Annotated in this window: 17 protein-coding genes; 12 read left to right on the forward strand and 5 right to left on the reverse strand. The window is 61.1% G+C overall.

What is annotated here, in order from left to right; translation table 11 throughout:
• Positions 1-51: 51 nt before the first annotated feature.
• Complete coding sequence (locus ACM6I0_RS09055; protein WP_285434185.1) at positions 52-1,056, forward strand: ATP-binding protein; 1,005 nt, start codon at positions 52-54, stop codon at positions 1,054-1,056.
• Positions 1,057-1,175: 119 nt separating this feature from the next.
• Entirely contained in the window at positions 1,176-1,721 is a 546-nt protein-coding gene (locus tag ACM6I0_RS09060) for a vWA domain-containing protein (RefSeq protein WP_350310390.1), read from the forward strand.
• 142 nt (positions 1,722-1,863) lie between these two features.
• On the opposite strand, the gene ACM6I0_RS09065 is transcribed toward ACM6I0_RS09060, so the two are convergent.
• Positions 1,864-3,087: an NADH:flavin oxidoreductase/NADH oxidase family protein gene (locus ACM6I0_RS09065; protein ID WP_285433970.1), complete on the reverse strand. Its 1,224-nt coding sequence runs from the start codon at positions 3,085-3,087 to the stop codon at positions 1,864-1,866.
• A gap of 77 nt (positions 3,088-3,164) precedes the next feature.
• On the opposite strand from ACM6I0_RS09065, the gene ACM6I0_RS09070 reads away from it, so the two are divergent.
• The gene (locus ACM6I0_RS09070; protein WP_285433972.1) at positions 3,165-3,569 is read left to right on the forward strand and encodes a MerR family transcriptional regulator; all 405 of its coding nucleotides are present in this window, start codon (positions 3,165-3,167) and stop codon (positions 3,567-3,569) included.
• Here the strand turns inward: ACM6I0_RS09070 and ACM6I0_RS09075 are convergent.
• Together ACM6I0_RS09075 and ACM6I0_RS09080 are read right to left on the reverse strand one after the other, a co-directional pair.
• The gene (locus ACM6I0_RS09075; protein ID WP_414922065.1) at positions 3,566-3,823 is read right to left on the reverse strand and encodes a DUF2790 domain-containing protein; all 258 of its coding nucleotides are present in this window, start codon (positions 3,821-3,823) and stop codon (positions 3,566-3,568) included. The genes ACM6I0_RS09070 and ACM6I0_RS09075 overlap by 4 nt on opposite strands.
• Before the next feature lie 63 nt (positions 3,824-3,886).
• On the reverse strand, positions 3,887-5,425 hold the full coding sequence (locus ACM6I0_RS09080) for an MFS transporter (protein ID WP_414922066.1): 1,539 nt from the start codon (positions 5,423-5,425) through the stop codon (positions 3,887-3,889).
• Between the two features lie 164 nt (positions 5,426-5,589).
• Between ACM6I0_RS09080 and ACM6I0_RS09085 the strand changes: the two genes are divergently transcribed.
• Positions 5,590-6,456: a LysR family transcriptional regulator gene (locus tag ACM6I0_RS09085; RefSeq protein ID WP_414922067.1), complete on the forward strand. Its 867-nt coding sequence runs from the start codon at positions 5,590-5,592 to the stop codon at positions 6,454-6,456.
• A gap of 78 nt (positions 6,457-6,534) precedes the next feature.
• Here ACM6I0_RS09085 and ACM6I0_RS09090 read toward each other — a convergent pair whose 3' ends face one another.
• Entirely contained in the window at positions 6,535-6,978 is a 444-nt protein-coding gene (locus ACM6I0_RS09090; RefSeq protein ID WP_285433979.1) for a thioredoxin family protein, read from the reverse strand.
• A gap of 344 nt (positions 6,979-7,322) precedes the next feature.
• Between ACM6I0_RS09090 and ACM6I0_RS09095 the strand changes: the two genes are divergently transcribed.
• From ACM6I0_RS09095 to ACM6I0_RS09130, 8 genes are all read left to right on the forward strand, one after another.
• A complete protein-coding gene (locus ACM6I0_RS09095; RefSeq protein WP_222586439.1) occupies positions 7,323-8,171 on the forward strand; it encodes a transporter substrate-binding domain-containing protein in 849 nt (282 codons plus the stop codon).
• Between the two features lie 52 nt (positions 8,172-8,223).
• Positions 8,224-8,886 (forward strand): amino acid ABC transporter permease, encoded by a 663-nt coding sequence (locus tag ACM6I0_RS09100; RefSeq protein ID WP_008015908.1) that lies wholly within the window; start codon positions 8,224-8,226, stop codon positions 8,884-8,886.
• A 9-nt stretch (positions 8,887-8,895) separates the two neighbouring features.
• A complete protein-coding gene (locus ACM6I0_RS09105; RefSeq protein ID WP_208668001.1) occupies positions 8,896-9,558 on the forward strand; it encodes an amino acid ABC transporter permease in 663 nt (220 codons plus the stop codon).
• A complete protein-coding gene (locus tag ACM6I0_RS09110; protein ID WP_414922068.1) occupies positions 9,555-10,361 on the forward strand; it encodes an amino acid ABC transporter ATP-binding protein in 807 nt (268 codons plus the stop codon). The genes ACM6I0_RS09105 and ACM6I0_RS09110 overlap by 4 nt, the downstream gene beginning before the upstream one ends.
• Positions 10,362-10,405: 44 nt before the next feature.
• On the forward strand, positions 10,406-10,795 hold the full coding sequence (locus tag ACM6I0_RS09115) for a RidA family protein (RefSeq protein ID WP_222586440.1): 390 nt from the start codon (positions 10,406-10,408) through the stop codon (positions 10,793-10,795).
• A gap of 162 nt (positions 10,796-10,957) precedes the next feature.
• On the forward strand, positions 10,958-11,722 hold the full coding sequence (locus ACM6I0_RS09120; RefSeq protein WP_090183462.1) for an IclR family transcriptional regulator: 765 nt from the start codon (positions 10,958-10,960) through the stop codon (positions 11,720-11,722).
• Positions 11,723-11,761: 39 nt separating this feature from the next.
• Positions 11,762-12,979 carry an amino acid deaminase gene (locus ACM6I0_RS09125; RefSeq protein WP_414922069.1) on the forward strand — a complete coding sequence of 406 codons (1,218 nt, stop codon included), beginning with the start codon at positions 11,762-11,764 and terminating at the stop codon, positions 12,977-12,979.
• Between the two features lie 141 nt (positions 12,980-13,120).
• Positions 13,121-14,053: a sugar kinase gene (locus ACM6I0_RS09130; RefSeq protein ID WP_414922070.1), complete on the forward strand. Its 933-nt coding sequence runs from the start codon at positions 13,121-13,123 to the stop codon at positions 14,051-14,053.
• Between the two features lie 126 nt (positions 14,054-14,179).
• Here the strand turns inward: ACM6I0_RS09130 and ACM6I0_RS09135 are convergent, their stop codons facing one another.
• Positions 14,180-14,455 (reverse strand): peptidylprolyl isomerase, encoded by a 276-nt coding sequence (locus ACM6I0_RS09135; protein WP_007898282.1) that lies wholly within the window; start codon positions 14,453-14,455, stop codon positions 14,180-14,182.
• Between the last annotated feature and the right edge of the window lie 48 nt (positions 14,456-14,503).

Raw genomic sequence — 14,503 nt, forward strand, 5'->3', positions numbered from 1 at the left:
CTTCGCCCTGTGGGAGTGAGTTTGCTTATCGACCATGAACGAGTATTGATGATGACCGACACCCCGCATTTCCCGCTCTGTGCCGTGGTCGGCGCCGATGACTTGAAGCTCGCCTTGTGCCTGACCGCCATCGACCCGAAAATCGGCGGCGTGCTGATCGAGGGCCCGCGCGGCATGGCCAAATCGACCCTGGCTCGCGGCCTCGCGGACCTGCTCGCCAGCGGTCAATTTGTCACCTTGCCCCTGGGCGCCACCGAAGAACGGCTGGTCGGCACCCTCGACCTCGACGCCGCCTTGAGTGAAGGGCGGGCGCAATTTTCCCCCGGCGTATTGGCCAAGGCCGATGGCGGCGTGTTGTACGTCGATGAAGTCAACCTGCTGCCCGATCACCTCGTGGACCTGTTGCTCGACGTGGCCGCCAGCGGCACCAACCTGATCGAGCGTGATGGCATTTCCCATCGGCATTCGGCGAAGTTCGTCCTGATCGGCACCATGAACCCGGAAGAGGGCGAGCTGCGTCCGCAATTGCTCGACCGTTTCGGCTTGAACGTCGCCCTCAGCGGCCACACCGCACCGGCCGAACGTGGCCAGATCATCCGTCGACGACTGGATTTCGACAGCGATCCGCAAACGTTCTGCGCGCAATGGGAAAGCCAGCAGCAATTGCTGCGCGAACGTTGCCAGACGGCGCGTGACACGCTGATGAGCATTCCGCTGGACGATGAAGCGCTGGCGCAGATTACCGAGCGCTGCTTTGCGGCCGGTGTAGATGGTTTGCGCGCCGATCTGGTCTGGTTGCGCGCCGCCCGGGCCCATGCCGCATGGCGCGGGGCAAACTCCATCGCCGAGGAAGACATCGACGCCGTCGCCGAGTTTGCCTTGCGGCATCGCCGTCGTGAGCATTCAGCTCCGGCACCGCAAAACAATCAGCCACCCTCTACACAACCGTCCAACCCCAGCCCCAGCGAAGGCCAGGGCCAATGGGGCGAAATGCCCGCCCAGGCGTTGCCGGTCGGCGCGCGACGTGAAGTGCCGAGCTGGCCAAAAAAGCCCTAGGCATTCGCCCTCGATCTGACGCGGGGGCGAATGCCAGACCCCGCACAGGACGGCTGGCCAATGGTAAACAGGGCAAGCGTCACGCCGCGCGCAGCGGCACGATCGATTGGCCTGGCACCTTGCTCAAGGGCCGTCCGCGTCAGCATGAGGATCTGCTGTTCCACCAGCGCACGCGGTTCCCCCACGAACTGTGGCTGGTGATTGTCGATGCCTCGGCCTCGACCCGGCGCCATCAAGCGTTGAGCGATGCCAAGGGGCTGCTCGCGCAATTGTTCGACGACGCTTACCGACAGCGCGTGCGTCTGGCGTTGCTGACGGCCAGCGGCAACGTACCAACATGGCAGGTGCAAGGTTTGAAAGCATCGACGGGGCTGCGCGTCTGGCTGGATGGCTTGGGCGCAGGCGGCGGTACTCCGTTGCTGGCGGCGCTGGGGGAGGCGGGGCGTTGGTTGGCGACACGCCAGAAGCGCTTCCCGGCAGAGCAGCAAAGGCTGGTGCTGGTGACCGATGGACGGGTGAAAGAATGGCCCGTGCTGTCGGTGCTGGAGTGTCCGGGGCTGCTGATTGATATTGAGCGAGGGCCGATTCGGCTTGGTCGGGCGAAACAGCTGGCGGCGGCGCTGGAAGCGGATTATCGGCACATTGATGAGCTGGTTTCAGTCTGAGATCGGGTGGTTTGCAAGGCCCTCTTCGCGAGCAAGTCGTATCGTCGCTCCCACAGGATTTTGTGACCACCAGAGATCCTGTGTGGGAGCTTGCCTGCTCGCGATGGGGTCGACGCATTCCTCCGCGAACCCCGATTTGCTTTTACTTACTCATCGCCTGCCGGTACTGGCGCGTACGCCGGGCGATGTACACGCGATCAAGGATCAGCGCCCAGACTGCCGAAACGTCGGGTCGAGGCTTGCGTCCGCGGCTCAGGCGTTGAAGCTGGAACTTCACCACGGCCATGCTCGCCAGTGCGGCCAGCGGTTTGCGTTTCCAGCGGATCGGCGGCAATTGCGGATGGCTGTTTTGACCTGTGCGCCAGTGTTTGACTAACTGCGGTTCGAGGGCCAGCGCGGTGCCGATCCCGGCCATGGCGATGCCACTGTCGAGCACTTGTTCGACGATAGCCAGGCGCCGGATGCCGCCGGTGACCATGACCGGCATCCGCGCCACGCTGGCCAGTTCGCCGGCCATTTCCAGAAAGTACGCCTCCCGCGCCAACGTCCTGCCGTCACGGGCTTCGCCCTGCATGGCCGGGGCTTCGTAGCTGCCGCCTGAAAGCTCCAGCAAGTCGATGGGCTGATCGTTGAGCCACTGGATCACTTGGCGGGCGTCGTCGGCATCGAAACCGCCACGCTGGAAGTCCGCGGAGTTGAGTTTGACCGCCACACAAAACGACGGCGACACGGCTTGGCGCACGGCGCTGACCACCTCTAGCAACAGGCGCGCACGATTTTCCAGGGTGCCACCCCAGCGGTCATTGCGGCGGTTGGTCAAGGGTGAGAGGAACTGGCTGATCAGGTAACCGTGCGCCGCATGGATCTGCACCCCGGTAAACCCTGCCTTTTCTGCCAGGGCCGCGCTGGTGGCGAAGCGTTGGATGACCTCGGCAATGTCACTTTCAGACATCGGTCTGGGCTCGGCGAACATCTTGGAAAACGAACCCAGGTCGAGCGCCACCGCCGATGGCGCCAACGCTTGTTGCCCAAGGTTGGCCATGGTCTGGCGTCCGGGGTGATTGAGCTGCATCCAGAACTGCGCGCCACCGGAGCGGCCAATGGTTGCCCACTCACGGAACCGTCCCAAATCGCGTTCGTCCTCCAGCACCACACCGCCAGGGCCGGTCATGGCGCGACGGTCGATCATCACGTTGCCGGTCAGCAGCAGACCCGCTTCGCCCTCTGCCCAGGCCTGATACAGCTGAAAAAGCGCCTTGGACGGCGCTTGATTGGCATCCGCGAGATTTTCTTCCATCGCGGCTTTGGCGATGCGATTGCCGAGGGTCTGGCCGTTGGGCAGATTCAACGCTTGGAAGGGCGACATGCTTGACTCCTCATCAGTAAAGCGTAGAGGCTAAGCTTAAAGTTAACTTTAATGTCAAGCAGTCAAATGAGGCCGTGATGAAGATTGGTGAATTGGCGCGGTTGAGCGGGTTGAACGCATCGCGCATTCGGTTCTACGAGGTTCAGGGCCTGATTCCACAAGTGGAGCGCCTGCCCAATGGTTATCGGCGTTACCCGCCGCAAGTGTTGCAAACCCTGAAGATCATTCAGTGCGCGCAGCAGGCCGGGTTCAGCCTTGACGAGCTGAAACTGCTGTTGCCGGACACGGTGACGGGCGCGTTCAATCACGATGAACTGGTGGCGAGCCTGGGACGCAAAGTCGAACAGATTGAAGCGATGCAACTGCACCTGGCCCAAAGCAAGGCGCAGTTGCTGGGGTTGATCGAAAACATCCAGGCGCGACCCGAAGGGATGGCCTGCGATGCGAATGCTGAGCGGGTGTTGGCGTCGCTCAAGCATTAGTTCTGGTCGATGCAGCTGTCGCCATAGGCTTGGTAACGCAAGGTGTGGGTGACGTTACTGGTGTCGATGTAAGTCATCTCCCGTGTGCCGATGCCGCAATAATCGCCGTTGGTCATGTTGACGACTTTGGCGATCTTCAGGGGCGTCGAATACGTGTAGTCCTCGACGTTTGGTGTGCTGGCGTTGTCGACGGAAGCAGCGGCCGCAACGCCACTCAGGGTCATCAGGAACAGTGCGGGCAGGATGCGTTTCATGATGGGGCTCTCGTGGTGGCTACTGAACGATTTCAGTGGCTGTACGACGAGCCCCGGTTTGGTTTATTCCAGGCTCAGGGCAGTATTTTTCTGTGCCGGAATCGGGTTGCGCATCAACGTGCCCACCACCACCGCCCCCAGTAGTGCCAGCAAACCGGCGACCAGAAGCAGCAGGCTGAAACCGCCGACGAACGCCTGGCGCGCTAATGGCTCCACCTGTGGGCGTGCCGCTTGCGGCAGCACGCTCATGGCGGCGCTCATGTCCCCGGCGACCACCCGTGAGGCAATGCCTTGTGTTTGACTGAGCCATTGCGCGCCCTGCGTCGACAGGCTGGTGCGCAGCAACAGTTCGGTATGGCTGGACAGCAACGCGCCGAACACGCCGATGGCCAATACGATTGCGCTGAATCGCATGGTGGTGCTCATGCCCGACGCCATCCCTGTGCGTTCGCGGGGCACGCACGCCATGATGTTTTTTTGCGTGTCGCCGTTTAAAAGGCCGGCGCCGGCCCCTGTCACGGCAATCGCCAGTGCGAAGGGCGCGTAGCCGCCGCTGCTGACGGCCCAGGCGCTGAGCAGGTTGCCGCTGCCCACCAGGGTCAAACCGGCCGCCATCAAAGTGGCGGGCGCAAAGTGATGGGCGAGCCGAGCGCCAATTCGCGGGCACAACAACATCGTCGCGGCAAACGGCAACATCCCCAACCCCGACGCGATGGCCGAGAAACCCAGTCCGTTTTGCAGGTAGAACGGTAGCAACGTCATCATCACCTGGGCACAACCGGCATAGGCGAACATGCCGAGCAGGGCGCCGATGAAGCGCGGATGCCTGAACAATTGCAGGTCGACCATCGGCCGCCGCTGCATCCGTTCGATCAGCACAAACAACCCCATCAGCATAGCGCCGCCCGCGAGCCGGGCGTAAGTGACCGGGTTGCTCCAGCCGATCCGGTTGGCCTCGATCAAGCCCCAGATCAGGCACAACAAGCTCGCGCTGAACGCCAGGCTGCCCCAGGGATCGAGGCGCGCTGACTGCGGATCACGAGACTCCGGCACCGCGCGCCAGACCATGACCATCAACAACACGCCCACCGGCAGGTTGAGGTAGAAAATCCAGCGCCAACCGACGTATTCGGTGATCAGCCCGCCGATTGTCGGCGCGGCGGTCATCGCCACGCCCATGCATGCGCCCCAGAACGCCCAGGCCTTGGCCCGTTCCACTTCATCGTGAAAGGTGTGGCCGATCGAAGCGAGGGCCGAGGTCAGCAACAATGCCGCGCCGACGCCCTTGATCGCCCGCGCGATGTCGAGGAACAACGCCGTGGGCGCAGCACCGCAGCCGATGGAGGCGAGGATGAAAATGCCCAGGCCACAGAGCAGGGTTTTCTGCCGGCCAAAACGATCGGCAAGGCTGCCCGCCGGCAGCAGCAGCGCCGCGAAGGCCAGCATGTAGGCGCTGACGACCCATTCGATGTCGGCAAAGTTGGCGCCCAGGTCGCGCGCGATGGTCGGCAGGGTGACGGCGACGATGTTGGTGTCGAGGACGATCAATGAGCAGACGCCGGAAGCCGTCAGCAGCGTCAGGCGTGGATTGACCCGGCTCATGGTGCGATTGCCTGTTGGGCAAGGCTGTTGACTGTAACCGCGGCAAGGGGTTTGACGTGCATGGCGTTGGCTCTCTACTGTGATTGCCAACGAGCTTATCGCGCTCGATCGCCAGCTTTATTAGCCTGGCGTCGGGACTTCATTACCTTTGAGCTAATGCACCCATGGACATACGGCATTTCCGCTATTTTCTGGCCGTTGCCCGGCATGGCAACTTCACCCGTGCTGCCGAACAACTGGGCATTGCGCCGCCCACCTTGACTCGGCAAATCCAGGACATGGAGAGCGAGCTCGGCACGCGGCTGTTCGTGCGCCAGACCCGCGAAGTCAGCCTGACCGAAGCGGGTGCCGCGCTGGTGATCGAAGCCGAGGCGACGGTGCGGCAATTCGAATACGCCCAGCACAATGCCCAACGGGCCGGACGCGGGGATATTGGCCATATCGAACTGGGTTACGTGGCGTCGGCGGTGTACTCCGGGTTGCTGCAAAAACAGGTGCAGGCCTTCAGTCGCGAGTGTCCCGACGTGAGCCTGAACGTTCGGGAAAGCCCCATGGTCTCGTTGCCGGCAATGGTGGCGGAAGGACGATTCGATTTTGGTTATGTCCGCTCACCCATGACCCTGCCGGATGGCCTGGAAGCCATTCGCCTGGACGCAGAAGGCTTTGTGCTGGCGCTGTCTACCGAGTCCTGGCTGTGTCGACTGCCGGAGATCGCTCCCGAGCATTTGCAGAGCGAGACGTTCATCCTGCCGGAACAAATCAGCGGCACCTTGCAAGTCGCCGCCGAGGGCGGATTTGCGCCGAAACTGGGGGCACAGCCGGGCGGGCTGGTGGCGGTCATTGCCCTGGTCTCGTTGGGGCAGGGCGTGGCGGTGGTGCCAGAGTCGGTGGTCGGGCATGTCGGATTGCCCGGCGTGGTGTACCGGACCATCAAAGGCTGCGCGGCGACGTCGTGGTTGTCGTTGATTTATCGGCGGTTCGAGAAGTCGGCGGCGGTGCTCAGGTACATCGAACAGTCCAGGAAGCCTTGAGAGCAAGAGCTATCGCGAACGTGTGGGAGCGAGCCTGCTCGCGATAGCGATCTTTCCCATCACAAAAAATGCCACAGATTACCGCCAGGTCTCACGGCTCAATCGCGACGTGGCGCGAGGCACAGTGCACAACCTGCGTAATGTCTGGCGCAACCACACCAGGTCATGCCGCGGTTTGTGCTTCACCGCTGGCGGCCTCACCTTGCCGATGTGCCGGGCGAAATCTTGCGCCAAGGTGTCCTCGGTGCCGATCCCTTTGAGCTTCTTCAGCAGCTTCCCGTCCTTATAAAACAGCACGGTCGGTGAGCCGGTGACGTTCGGGTGCCGAGGCGACTGCTCCATGACCAGCATATAAATGTGCGCGAAATGCCGATAAGCCTCAGCGATCCTGCGAAAAATCGGCCCGGCCATTTCGCAGGCGGGACAGTGTTGACTGCCGAAATAAAGAATCACCGGACGCCAGGTGCTCAGGGCCTTGCGATAGACCGGGGCGAGAGTGGTTTGGCTGGGATTCGAGCTCATTGAAAATCTCCTTTTCACAACGACATCGAGCGTTTGTAGACGGTAAAGGAGCGCGCAGGGGTGGGTCTACTGTCAGAAATTACAGGTAGCGATCTGCTTCATTTTGAATCGCTATGCCCTGATTGGGGTGCAAGTACCCGTGCGTTGTGGCCAACGGTAGCGATTTTTGTAGGTTGCGATTGGTAACGTCGATTCGATCCTCGAATCCATCCTTTTGATTCAAAACACTTTTCAATCCCCCCTACATTCCCCCCGCAACCTGTGGCACACTTTCTGCTGTCTATTCCGTTGTTACACACCAACGTCCGGTATAACGGAATACACATCACCCTGGAGTGCTTGCCATGCATCGCCGACCTTCCTTGTTAAAAGCGTGTGTTTTTGTTCTCGCGGCTTCTGCCGCTGCCATGGGTATGGCCCAGGCGGCGGACAGCAAGCTCGATAGCGTGCTGGCCCGCGGCAAATTGATTGTGGGCACGGGCAGTACCAATGCGCCGTGGCATTTCCAGGGAGCGGATGGCAAGTTGCAGGGGTTTGATATCGACATCGGGCGCATGATCGCCAAGGGGTTGTTCAACGATCCGACCAAGGTCGAGTTCGTGGTGCAGTCTTCCGATGCGCGGATCCCCAACCTGCTGACTGACAAGGTCGACATCAGTTGCCAGTTCATTACCGTGACCGCCAGCCGCGCCCAGCAAGTGGCGTTCACGCTGCCGTATTACCGCGAAGGCGTCGGCCTGTTGCTGCCGGCCAACAGCAAGTACAAGGAAATCGAAGACCTCAAGGCCGCCAACGACAGCGTGACCGTGGCGGTGTTGCAGAACGTGTACGCCGAGGAGCTGGTGCATCAGGCGCTGCCCAAGGCCAAGGTCGATCAGTACGACAGCGTCGATTTGATGTACCAGGCCGTGAACTCCGGCCGTGCCGACGCAGCAGCCACCGATCAGTCGTCGGTCAAATACCTGATGGTGCAGAACCCTGGCCGCTATCGCAGCCCGGCCTACGCCTGGAGCCCGCAAACCTACGCCTGCGCGGTTAAACGCGGCGATCAGGACTGGCTGAATTTCGTCAACACCACCCTGCATGAAGCCATGACCGGCGTTGAGTTCCCGACTTACGCGGCGTCCTTCAAGCAGTGGTTCGGCGTAGAGCTGCCTACCCCGGCTATTGGTTTCCCTGTCGAATTCAAATGATCCCGTGAGAGCGGGGCGATGACGAGTCGCCCCGCTCAAGGTACTGCTGACCATGAACTATCAGTTGAACTTTGCCGCTGTGTGGCGCGATTTCGACACCTTGCTGGCGGGGCTCGGTCTGGGCCTTGAACTGGCGCTGGTGTCGATCGCCATCGGCTGCGTGATCGGCCTGATGATGGCGTTTGCTTTGCTTTCAAAGCACCGCGCATTGCGGGTGCTGGCGTCGGTGTATGTGACGGTGATCCGTAATACGCCGATTCTGGTGTTGATTCTGTTGATCTACTTTGCCTTGCCGAGCCTGGGCATCCGCCTGGACAAGATCCCGTCGTTCATCATCACCCTGTCGCTGTATGCCGGGGCGTACCTGACCGAAGTGTTCCGGGGTGGCTTGTTGAGTATTCCCAAGGGCCAGCGTGAAGCCGGACTCGCCATCGGGCTCGGTGAGTGGCAGGTCAAGGCGTACGTCACCGTTCCGGTGATGCTGCGCAACGTGCTGCCAGCCTTGTCGAACAACTTCATTTCGCTGTTCAAGGACACCTCGTTGGCGGCGGCGATTGCCGTGCCGGAGCTGACCTATTACGCGCGCAAGATCAATGTCGAAAGCTACCGGGTGATTGAAACCTGGCTGGTGACCACAGCGCTCTATGTTGCGGCCTGTTACCTCATTGCCATGATGCTGCGTTACCTCGAACAGCGTCTGGCGATCCGCCGATAGGAGGCCCTCATGTACGAATCACCCAGTTGGCTGCATGAACTATGGGTTGCCCGCGAAGTGCTGTGGCAAGGCTTCTTGACCAGTGTGCAGGTCTCGGCGCTGGCGATTTTGCTGGGCACGCTGGTCGGCATTGTCGCCGGTCTGGTGCTGACCTACGGCAATGTCTGGATGCGCGCACCGTTTCGTTTTTATGTCGACATCATTCGTGGCACGCCGGTGTTTGTGCTGGTGCTGGCCTGCTTCTATATGGCGCCGGCGCTGGGCTGGCAGATCAGTGCGTTTCAGGCCGGTGCCCTGGGGCTGACATTGTTTTGCGGTTCTCACGTCGCCGAGATCGTGCGCGGCGCGTTGCAGGCATTGCCCAGCGGCCAGATGGAAGCGAGCAAGGCCATCGGCCTGACGTTTTATCAGTCGCTCGGTTACGTGCTGTTGCCTCAGGCGCTGCGGCAGATCCTGCCGACGTGGGTCAACTCATCGACCGAGATCGTCAAGGCCTCGACCTTGCTGTCGGTGATCGGTGTGGCCGAGTTGTTGCTCAGCACACAGCAGATCATTGCCCGGACCTTCATGACCCTGGAGTTTTACCTGTTCGCCGGATTTCTGTTTTTCGTCATCAACTACGCCATCGAATTACTCGGCCGGCACATTGAAAAGCGGGTGGCCTTGCCATGACTCAATCTTCGCTCTCTAACGCAAAAGATCCTCAAAACGGCCAGGCCCTGCTGGACATTCGCGGCCTGCACAAACAGTACGGCAAGCTCGAAGTGCTCAAGGGCGTCGACCTGACCATGCAGCGCGGCAACGTCGTCACGCTGATCGGTTCCAGCGGCTCGGGCAAGACCACGCTGCTGCGTTGCGTGAACATGCTCGAAGAGTTTCAAGGCGGGCAGATCATGCTCGACGGCGAATCCATCGGCTATGACGAGGTCAACGGCAAACGCGTGCGGCACCCGGAAAAGGTCATTGCCCGGCATCGCGCGATGACCGGCATGGCGTTTCAGCAATTCAACCTGTTCCCGCACCTCACGGCGCTGCAGAACGTCACCCTGGGCTTGCTCAAGGTCAAGAAACTGCACAAGGACGAGGCCGTTGCCCTGGCAGAAAAGTGGCTGGAGCGTGTCGGCCTGCTGGAGCGGCGCGATCACTACCCGGGCCAGTTGTCCGGCGGCCAGCAACAGCGTGTGGCGATTGCCCGGGCAATTGCGATGAACCCCAGCCTGATGCTGTTCGACGAAGTCACCTCGGCCCTCGATCCGGAACTGGTCGGCGAAGTGCTGAACGTGATCAAGGGACTGGCCGAAGATGGCATGACCATGCTGCTGGTGACCCACGAAATGCGCTTTGCCTTCGAGGTCTCGGACAAGATCGTTTTCATGAATCAGGGGCGAATCGAAGAGCAGGGGCCTCCCAAGGAACTGTTCGAGCGCCCGCAATCACCGCGTCTGGCTGAGTTTCTCAAGAACACGCGGTTCTGATTTTTTTCAAAAGTTTTTTAACGTTTCAATCAGGAGAAACACTCATGAGCATTACTCGTTACGGCACCGGCAGCACCGCCGCTGGCGGTCAGCCTCGCCCTTTCGCCCGCGCCGTTGAAGCCGATGGCTGGCTGCACGTTTCCGGGCAGGTGCCGGCATTGGATGGCGAGATTATCATCGGTGGCATCGTCGAGCAGACCCACCAGACCATGAAGAACCTGATCGCGATTCTCGAAGAGGCCGGTTATGGCCTGGAAGACGTGGTGCGTGCTGGCGTGTGGCTGGAGGACCCGAGGGATTTCACCAGTTTCAACAAGGTCTTCTCCGAGTACTTCAAACCCGAGCACGCCCCGGCCCGGGCCTGTGTGCAGGCGAACATGATGGTCGATTGCAAGGTCGAGATCGACTGCATCGCCTACAAGAAAAAGGCCTGAACCTGAGTACTGATCGTTCCCACGCTCCGCGTGGGAATGCCTCACCGGACGCTCTGCGTCCGCTTCTGGGACGCAGAGCGTCCCTGGCTGCATTCCCACGCAGAGCGTGGGAACGATCATTAGCGGTAAACTCCCCGGCGTATTTGTATGGGAACCACAGACATGACCGAAGACACCATCAAGCGCCGGGCACGCGGTCTGGACCGGGCGTTCGATATCCTCGATTTCCTCAAGGAAGTCGGCAAGCCGTTGCGCCCCAATGAAATCGCCAGCGGCATTGGCAGCCCGAAATCCACGGTCTACGAACTGGTCGCTTCGCTGCTGGAACGACGGATTCTGGAACCTGTGGGCAAGGACGGTCATGTTTACCTCGGCCGCCAGCTGTACTTCCTCGGGCAGGCGCACTTGCGTCATTTCGACTTGACCCGCGAGGCCGATCACGCCTTGCAGGAGATCGTCAGCCAGACCCATGAAACCGCCCAGATGTGCCTGCTCAACGGGCGTAAATACACGGTGGCGTTGATGAAGGAGGGCGAGCGGCATTTCCGCATTTCCTCTGACATCGGCGAGAACGCGCCGATTCCCTGGACCGCTTCCGGGCGCCTGTTACTGGCGCACTTGAGCGATCAGGAAATCATCGACCTGATCGATCACGACGACTTCATCCTGCCCAACGGCGAACGCCTGCCGCTGGAGCAATTTCTCGGTGAAATCCGTCAGGCGCATATCGATGGCTTTTTCTCCTTCGATAGCGTCGCCGACACCTTTACCCATTGCTTCGCCGCCCCGGTCAAAGACCCGAGCGGCGTGGCCATTGCGACCCTGTGCATTGTCGCTCCGCGCGCCGATGCGAAAAACAATTACAACGACTATCGCCGGGTGCTGATCGACAGCGCCAATAGCCTCGCCCGGCGCATCAACGAATAACCGCGGCTGCCTGCGGCCGCGAATGTGAGGAGTTCGACCATGTCTACTGCCCAAAATACTGCCGCTGTGGAAAAGGGCTTTGCCCAGACCGGCGCCAACCTGGTACGCGATGTCAGCCTGCCTGCCTTGGTGCTGCATCGCGATGCGCTGGAGCACAACATTCGCTGGATGCAGGCGTTTGTCAGCAACAGCGGCGCCGAACTCGCGCCTCACGGCAAAACCAGCATGACGCCGGCATTGTTCCGCCGCCAACTGGACGCCGGCGCCTGGGGCATCACCCTGGCCAGCGCCACGCAGACCCGTGCAGCGTATGCCCACGGCGTGCGCCGGGTGCTGATGGCCAACCAACTGGTGGGTACGCCGAACATGGCGCTGATCGCCGACTTGCTGGCCGACCCGACCTTCGAGTTCCACTGCATGGTCGATCACCCGGACAACGTCGCTGACCTCGGGGCGTATTTCGCGTCTCGCGGTGTGCGCTTGAACGTGATGATCGAGTACGGCGTGGTCGGCGGGCGTTGCGGTTGCCGCACCGAAGAGGAAGTGGTCGCGCTGGCCAAGGCCATCGGCGCCCAGCCAGCGTTGGCACTGACCGGCATCGAAGGCTATGAAGGCGTGATCCACGGTGATCATGCGGTCTCGGGCATCCGCGCCTTCGCCGGGTCGCTGGTGCGCCTGGCCGTGCAATTGCAGGACAGCGGCGCTTTTGCGATTCCCAAACCGATCATCACGGCATCGGGGTCGGCCTGGTATGACTTGATTGCCGAAGAGTTCGAAGCACAGAACGCCAGCGGACGCTTCCTCAGCGTGTTGCGCCCTGGCAGCTATGTCGCCCACGACCATGGCATCTACAAAGAAGCACAATGTTGCGTGCTCGATCGTCGCAGTGATCTGAACGAGGGGCTGCGCCCGGCACTGGAAGTCTGGGCCCATGTGCAGTCATTACCTGAGCCGGGTTTTGCGGTGATTGCCCTGGGCAAACGTGACGTCGCCTACGACGCAGGGTTGCCGGTGCCGCTGCTGCGTTACAAGGCGGGTGTCGTGCCGGCGAGCGGCGACGATGTCAGCGCGTGCAAGGTGACGGCGGTAATGGACCAGCACGCGTTCATGACCGTAGCTCCCGGAATTGAGTTGCGCGTGGGCGACATTATTTCGTTTGGCACTTCCCACCCGTGCCTGACGTTCGACAAATGGCGCACCGGGTGTCTGGTGGATGAACAACTGAATGTCATCGAAACCATGGAAACCTGTTTCTAAGCCTTCAGACCGAGGTGCGGCCATCGCGAGCAAGCTCGCTCCCACATGGGATCTTCAGTGCTCACACAATCCCTGTGGGAGCGAGCTTGCTCGCGATGGCATCAGCCCAGACAACATCGCAACACCAGAGACCCCATAACAATGACCACCATCAGCACCCTCGGCCCCCACACGCCGCGCATCGCCCTGATCGGCGAGTGCATGATCGAACTGCAACAGCGCGCCGACGGCAGCCTGCAACAAAGCTTCGGCGGCGATACCTTGAACACTGCGGTCTATTTGTCCCGGGAACTGGGCTCAAGCGGTGTCGTCGATTACGTCACCGCCCTGGGCGATGACAGTTTCAGCGATGCCATGTGCCAGAGCTGGGCGAGCGAAAACATTGGCCTGGACATGGTCCAGCGTTTGCCGGGACGTCTGCCGGGTTTGTATTGCATCCAGACCGACGCCGCCGGCGAGCGCCGTTTCCTCTATTGGCGCAATGAAGCGGCCGTGCGCGATTGCTTCACCACCCCGGCCGCCGCGCCAATTCTGGCGGCATTGCCGGATTACGACGTGCTGTATTTCAGCGGCATCACCCTGGCGGTGCTCGGCGCGCAAGGCCGAGAGAAGTTGCTGGAAACCCTGATCGAAGCCCGACAGCGCGATGCGCGGATCGTCTTCGACAACAACTACAGGCCACGTTTGTGGGCTTCGGTTGAAGAGGCACGAGCGGCATATCGCAGCGTCCTGCCATATGTCGACCTGGCATTGTTGACCGTCGATGACGAGCAGGCGCTGTTTCACTTTTCCGATTGCGCGGCGGTGTTTGCCGCTTACGAGCAGATCGGCACGCCGGAAGTGGTGCTCAAGCGCGGCGCCGAGGCCTGTTTGATTCGATGTGATGGCGAGTCGTTCGAAGTGGCTGCGCAGAAGGTCGAGCGGGTGGTCGACACCACGGCGGCGGGGGATTCGTTCAGTGCGGCCTATCTGGCCTGTCGGCTCAAGGGCGGGAGCCCGGTTGAAGCGGCCGAGGCCGGGCATCGATTGGCGAGTCGGGTGATTCAGGTGCCGGGGGCGTTGATCCCTCGATAAATGGAGAATGGCCGATTGCTGCGCAATCGGATCGCGAGCCAGCCCGCTCCCACAGGGGATTTGTGCACGCCGCCGATCCAGTGTGGGAGCGGGCTTGCCCGCGATGAGGCCCTAAAGCCCACCCCATCAATCGCGGTAAAACACCTGCACCAGGTGATACCCGAACTTGCTCTTGATCGGCCCATGCACCACTCGCAATGGTTTTTTGAAGATCACCGCATCGATCACCCCGACCATTTGCCCGGGGCGCACTTCGCCCAGGTCGCCGCCGCGTTTGCCGGATGGGCAGGTGGAGTACTTCTTGGCCAGCACATCGAAGGCTTCGCCCTTGGCGATGCGTTGTTTGAGCTGCTCGGCTTCTTCCGAGGTTTTCACCAGAATATGGCGGGCTTGAGCTTTCATTGGCAGTACCTTGCAACGGTGATGGCTATGTTGGTGCCAGCGTGGGGC

The sequence above is a fragment of the Pseudomonas sp. IT-P294 genome, assembly GCF_949767865.1.
In the GTDB taxonomy this organism is placed as follows: domain Bacteria; phylum Pseudomonadota; class Gammaproteobacteria; order Pseudomonadales; family Pseudomonadaceae; genus Aquipseudomonas.

Bases quoted from the DNA above. Each gene is read 5' to 3' on its own strand.
- ACM6I0_RS09055 (WP_285434185.1), top strand. From the start codon at position 52: ATGACCGACACCCCGCATTTCCCGCTCTGTGCCGTGGTCGGCGCCGAT.
- ACM6I0_RS09065 (WP_285433970.1), bottom strand. From the start codon at position 3,087: ATGTCGCCCTTCCAAGCGTTGAATCTGCCCAACGGCCAGACCCTCGGC.
- ACM6I0_RS09070 (WP_285433972.1), top strand. From the start codon at position 3,165: ATGAAGATTGGTGAATTGGCGCGGTTGAGCGGGTTGAACGCATCGCGC.
- ACM6I0_RS09075 (WP_414922065.1), bottom strand. From the start codon at position 3,823: ATGAAACGCATCCTGCCCGCACTGTTCCTGATGACCCTGAGTGGCGTT.
- ACM6I0_RS09080 (WP_414922066.1), bottom strand. From the start codon at position 5,425: ATGAGCCGGGTCAATCCACGCCTGACGCTGCTGACGGCTTCCGGCGTC.
- ACM6I0_RS09085 (WP_414922067.1), top strand. From the start codon at position 5,590: ATGGACATACGGCATTTCCGCTATTTTCTGGCCGTTGCCCGGCATGGC.
- ACM6I0_RS09090 (WP_285433979.1), bottom strand. From the start codon at position 6,978: ATGAGCTCGAATCCCAGCCAAACCACTCTCGCCCCGGTCTATCGCAAG.
- ACM6I0_RS09095 (WP_222586439.1), top strand. From the start codon at position 7,323: ATGCATCGCCGACCTTCCTTGTTAAAAGCGTGTGTTTTTGTTCTCGCG.
- ACM6I0_RS09100 (WP_008015908.1), top strand. From the start codon at position 8,224: ATGAACTATCAGTTGAACTTTGCCGCTGTGTGGCGCGATTTCGACACC.
- ACM6I0_RS09105 (WP_208668001.1), top strand. From the start codon at position 8,896: ATGTACGAATCACCCAGTTGGCTGCATGAACTATGGGTTGCCCGCGAA.
- ACM6I0_RS09110 (WP_414922068.1), top strand. From the start codon at position 9,555: ATGACTCAATCTTCGCTCTCTAACGCAAAAGATCCTCAAAACGGCCAG.
- ACM6I0_RS09115 (WP_222586440.1), top strand. From the start codon at position 10,406: ATGAGCATTACTCGTTACGGCACCGGCAGCACCGCCGCTGGCGGTCAG.
- ACM6I0_RS09120 (WP_090183462.1), top strand. From the start codon at position 10,958: ATGACCGAAGACACCATCAAGCGCCGGGCACGCGGTCTGGACCGGGCG.
- ACM6I0_RS09125 (WP_414922069.1), top strand. From the start codon at position 11,762: ATGTCTACTGCCCAAAATACTGCCGCTGTGGAAAAGGGCTTTGCCCAG.
- ACM6I0_RS09130 (WP_414922070.1), top strand. From the start codon at position 13,121: ATGACCACCATCAGCACCCTCGGCCCCCACACGCCGCGCATCGCCCTG.
- ACM6I0_RS09135 (WP_007898282.1), bottom strand. From the start codon at position 14,455: ATGAAAGCTCAAGCCCGCCATATTCTGGTGAAAACCTCGGAAGAAGCC.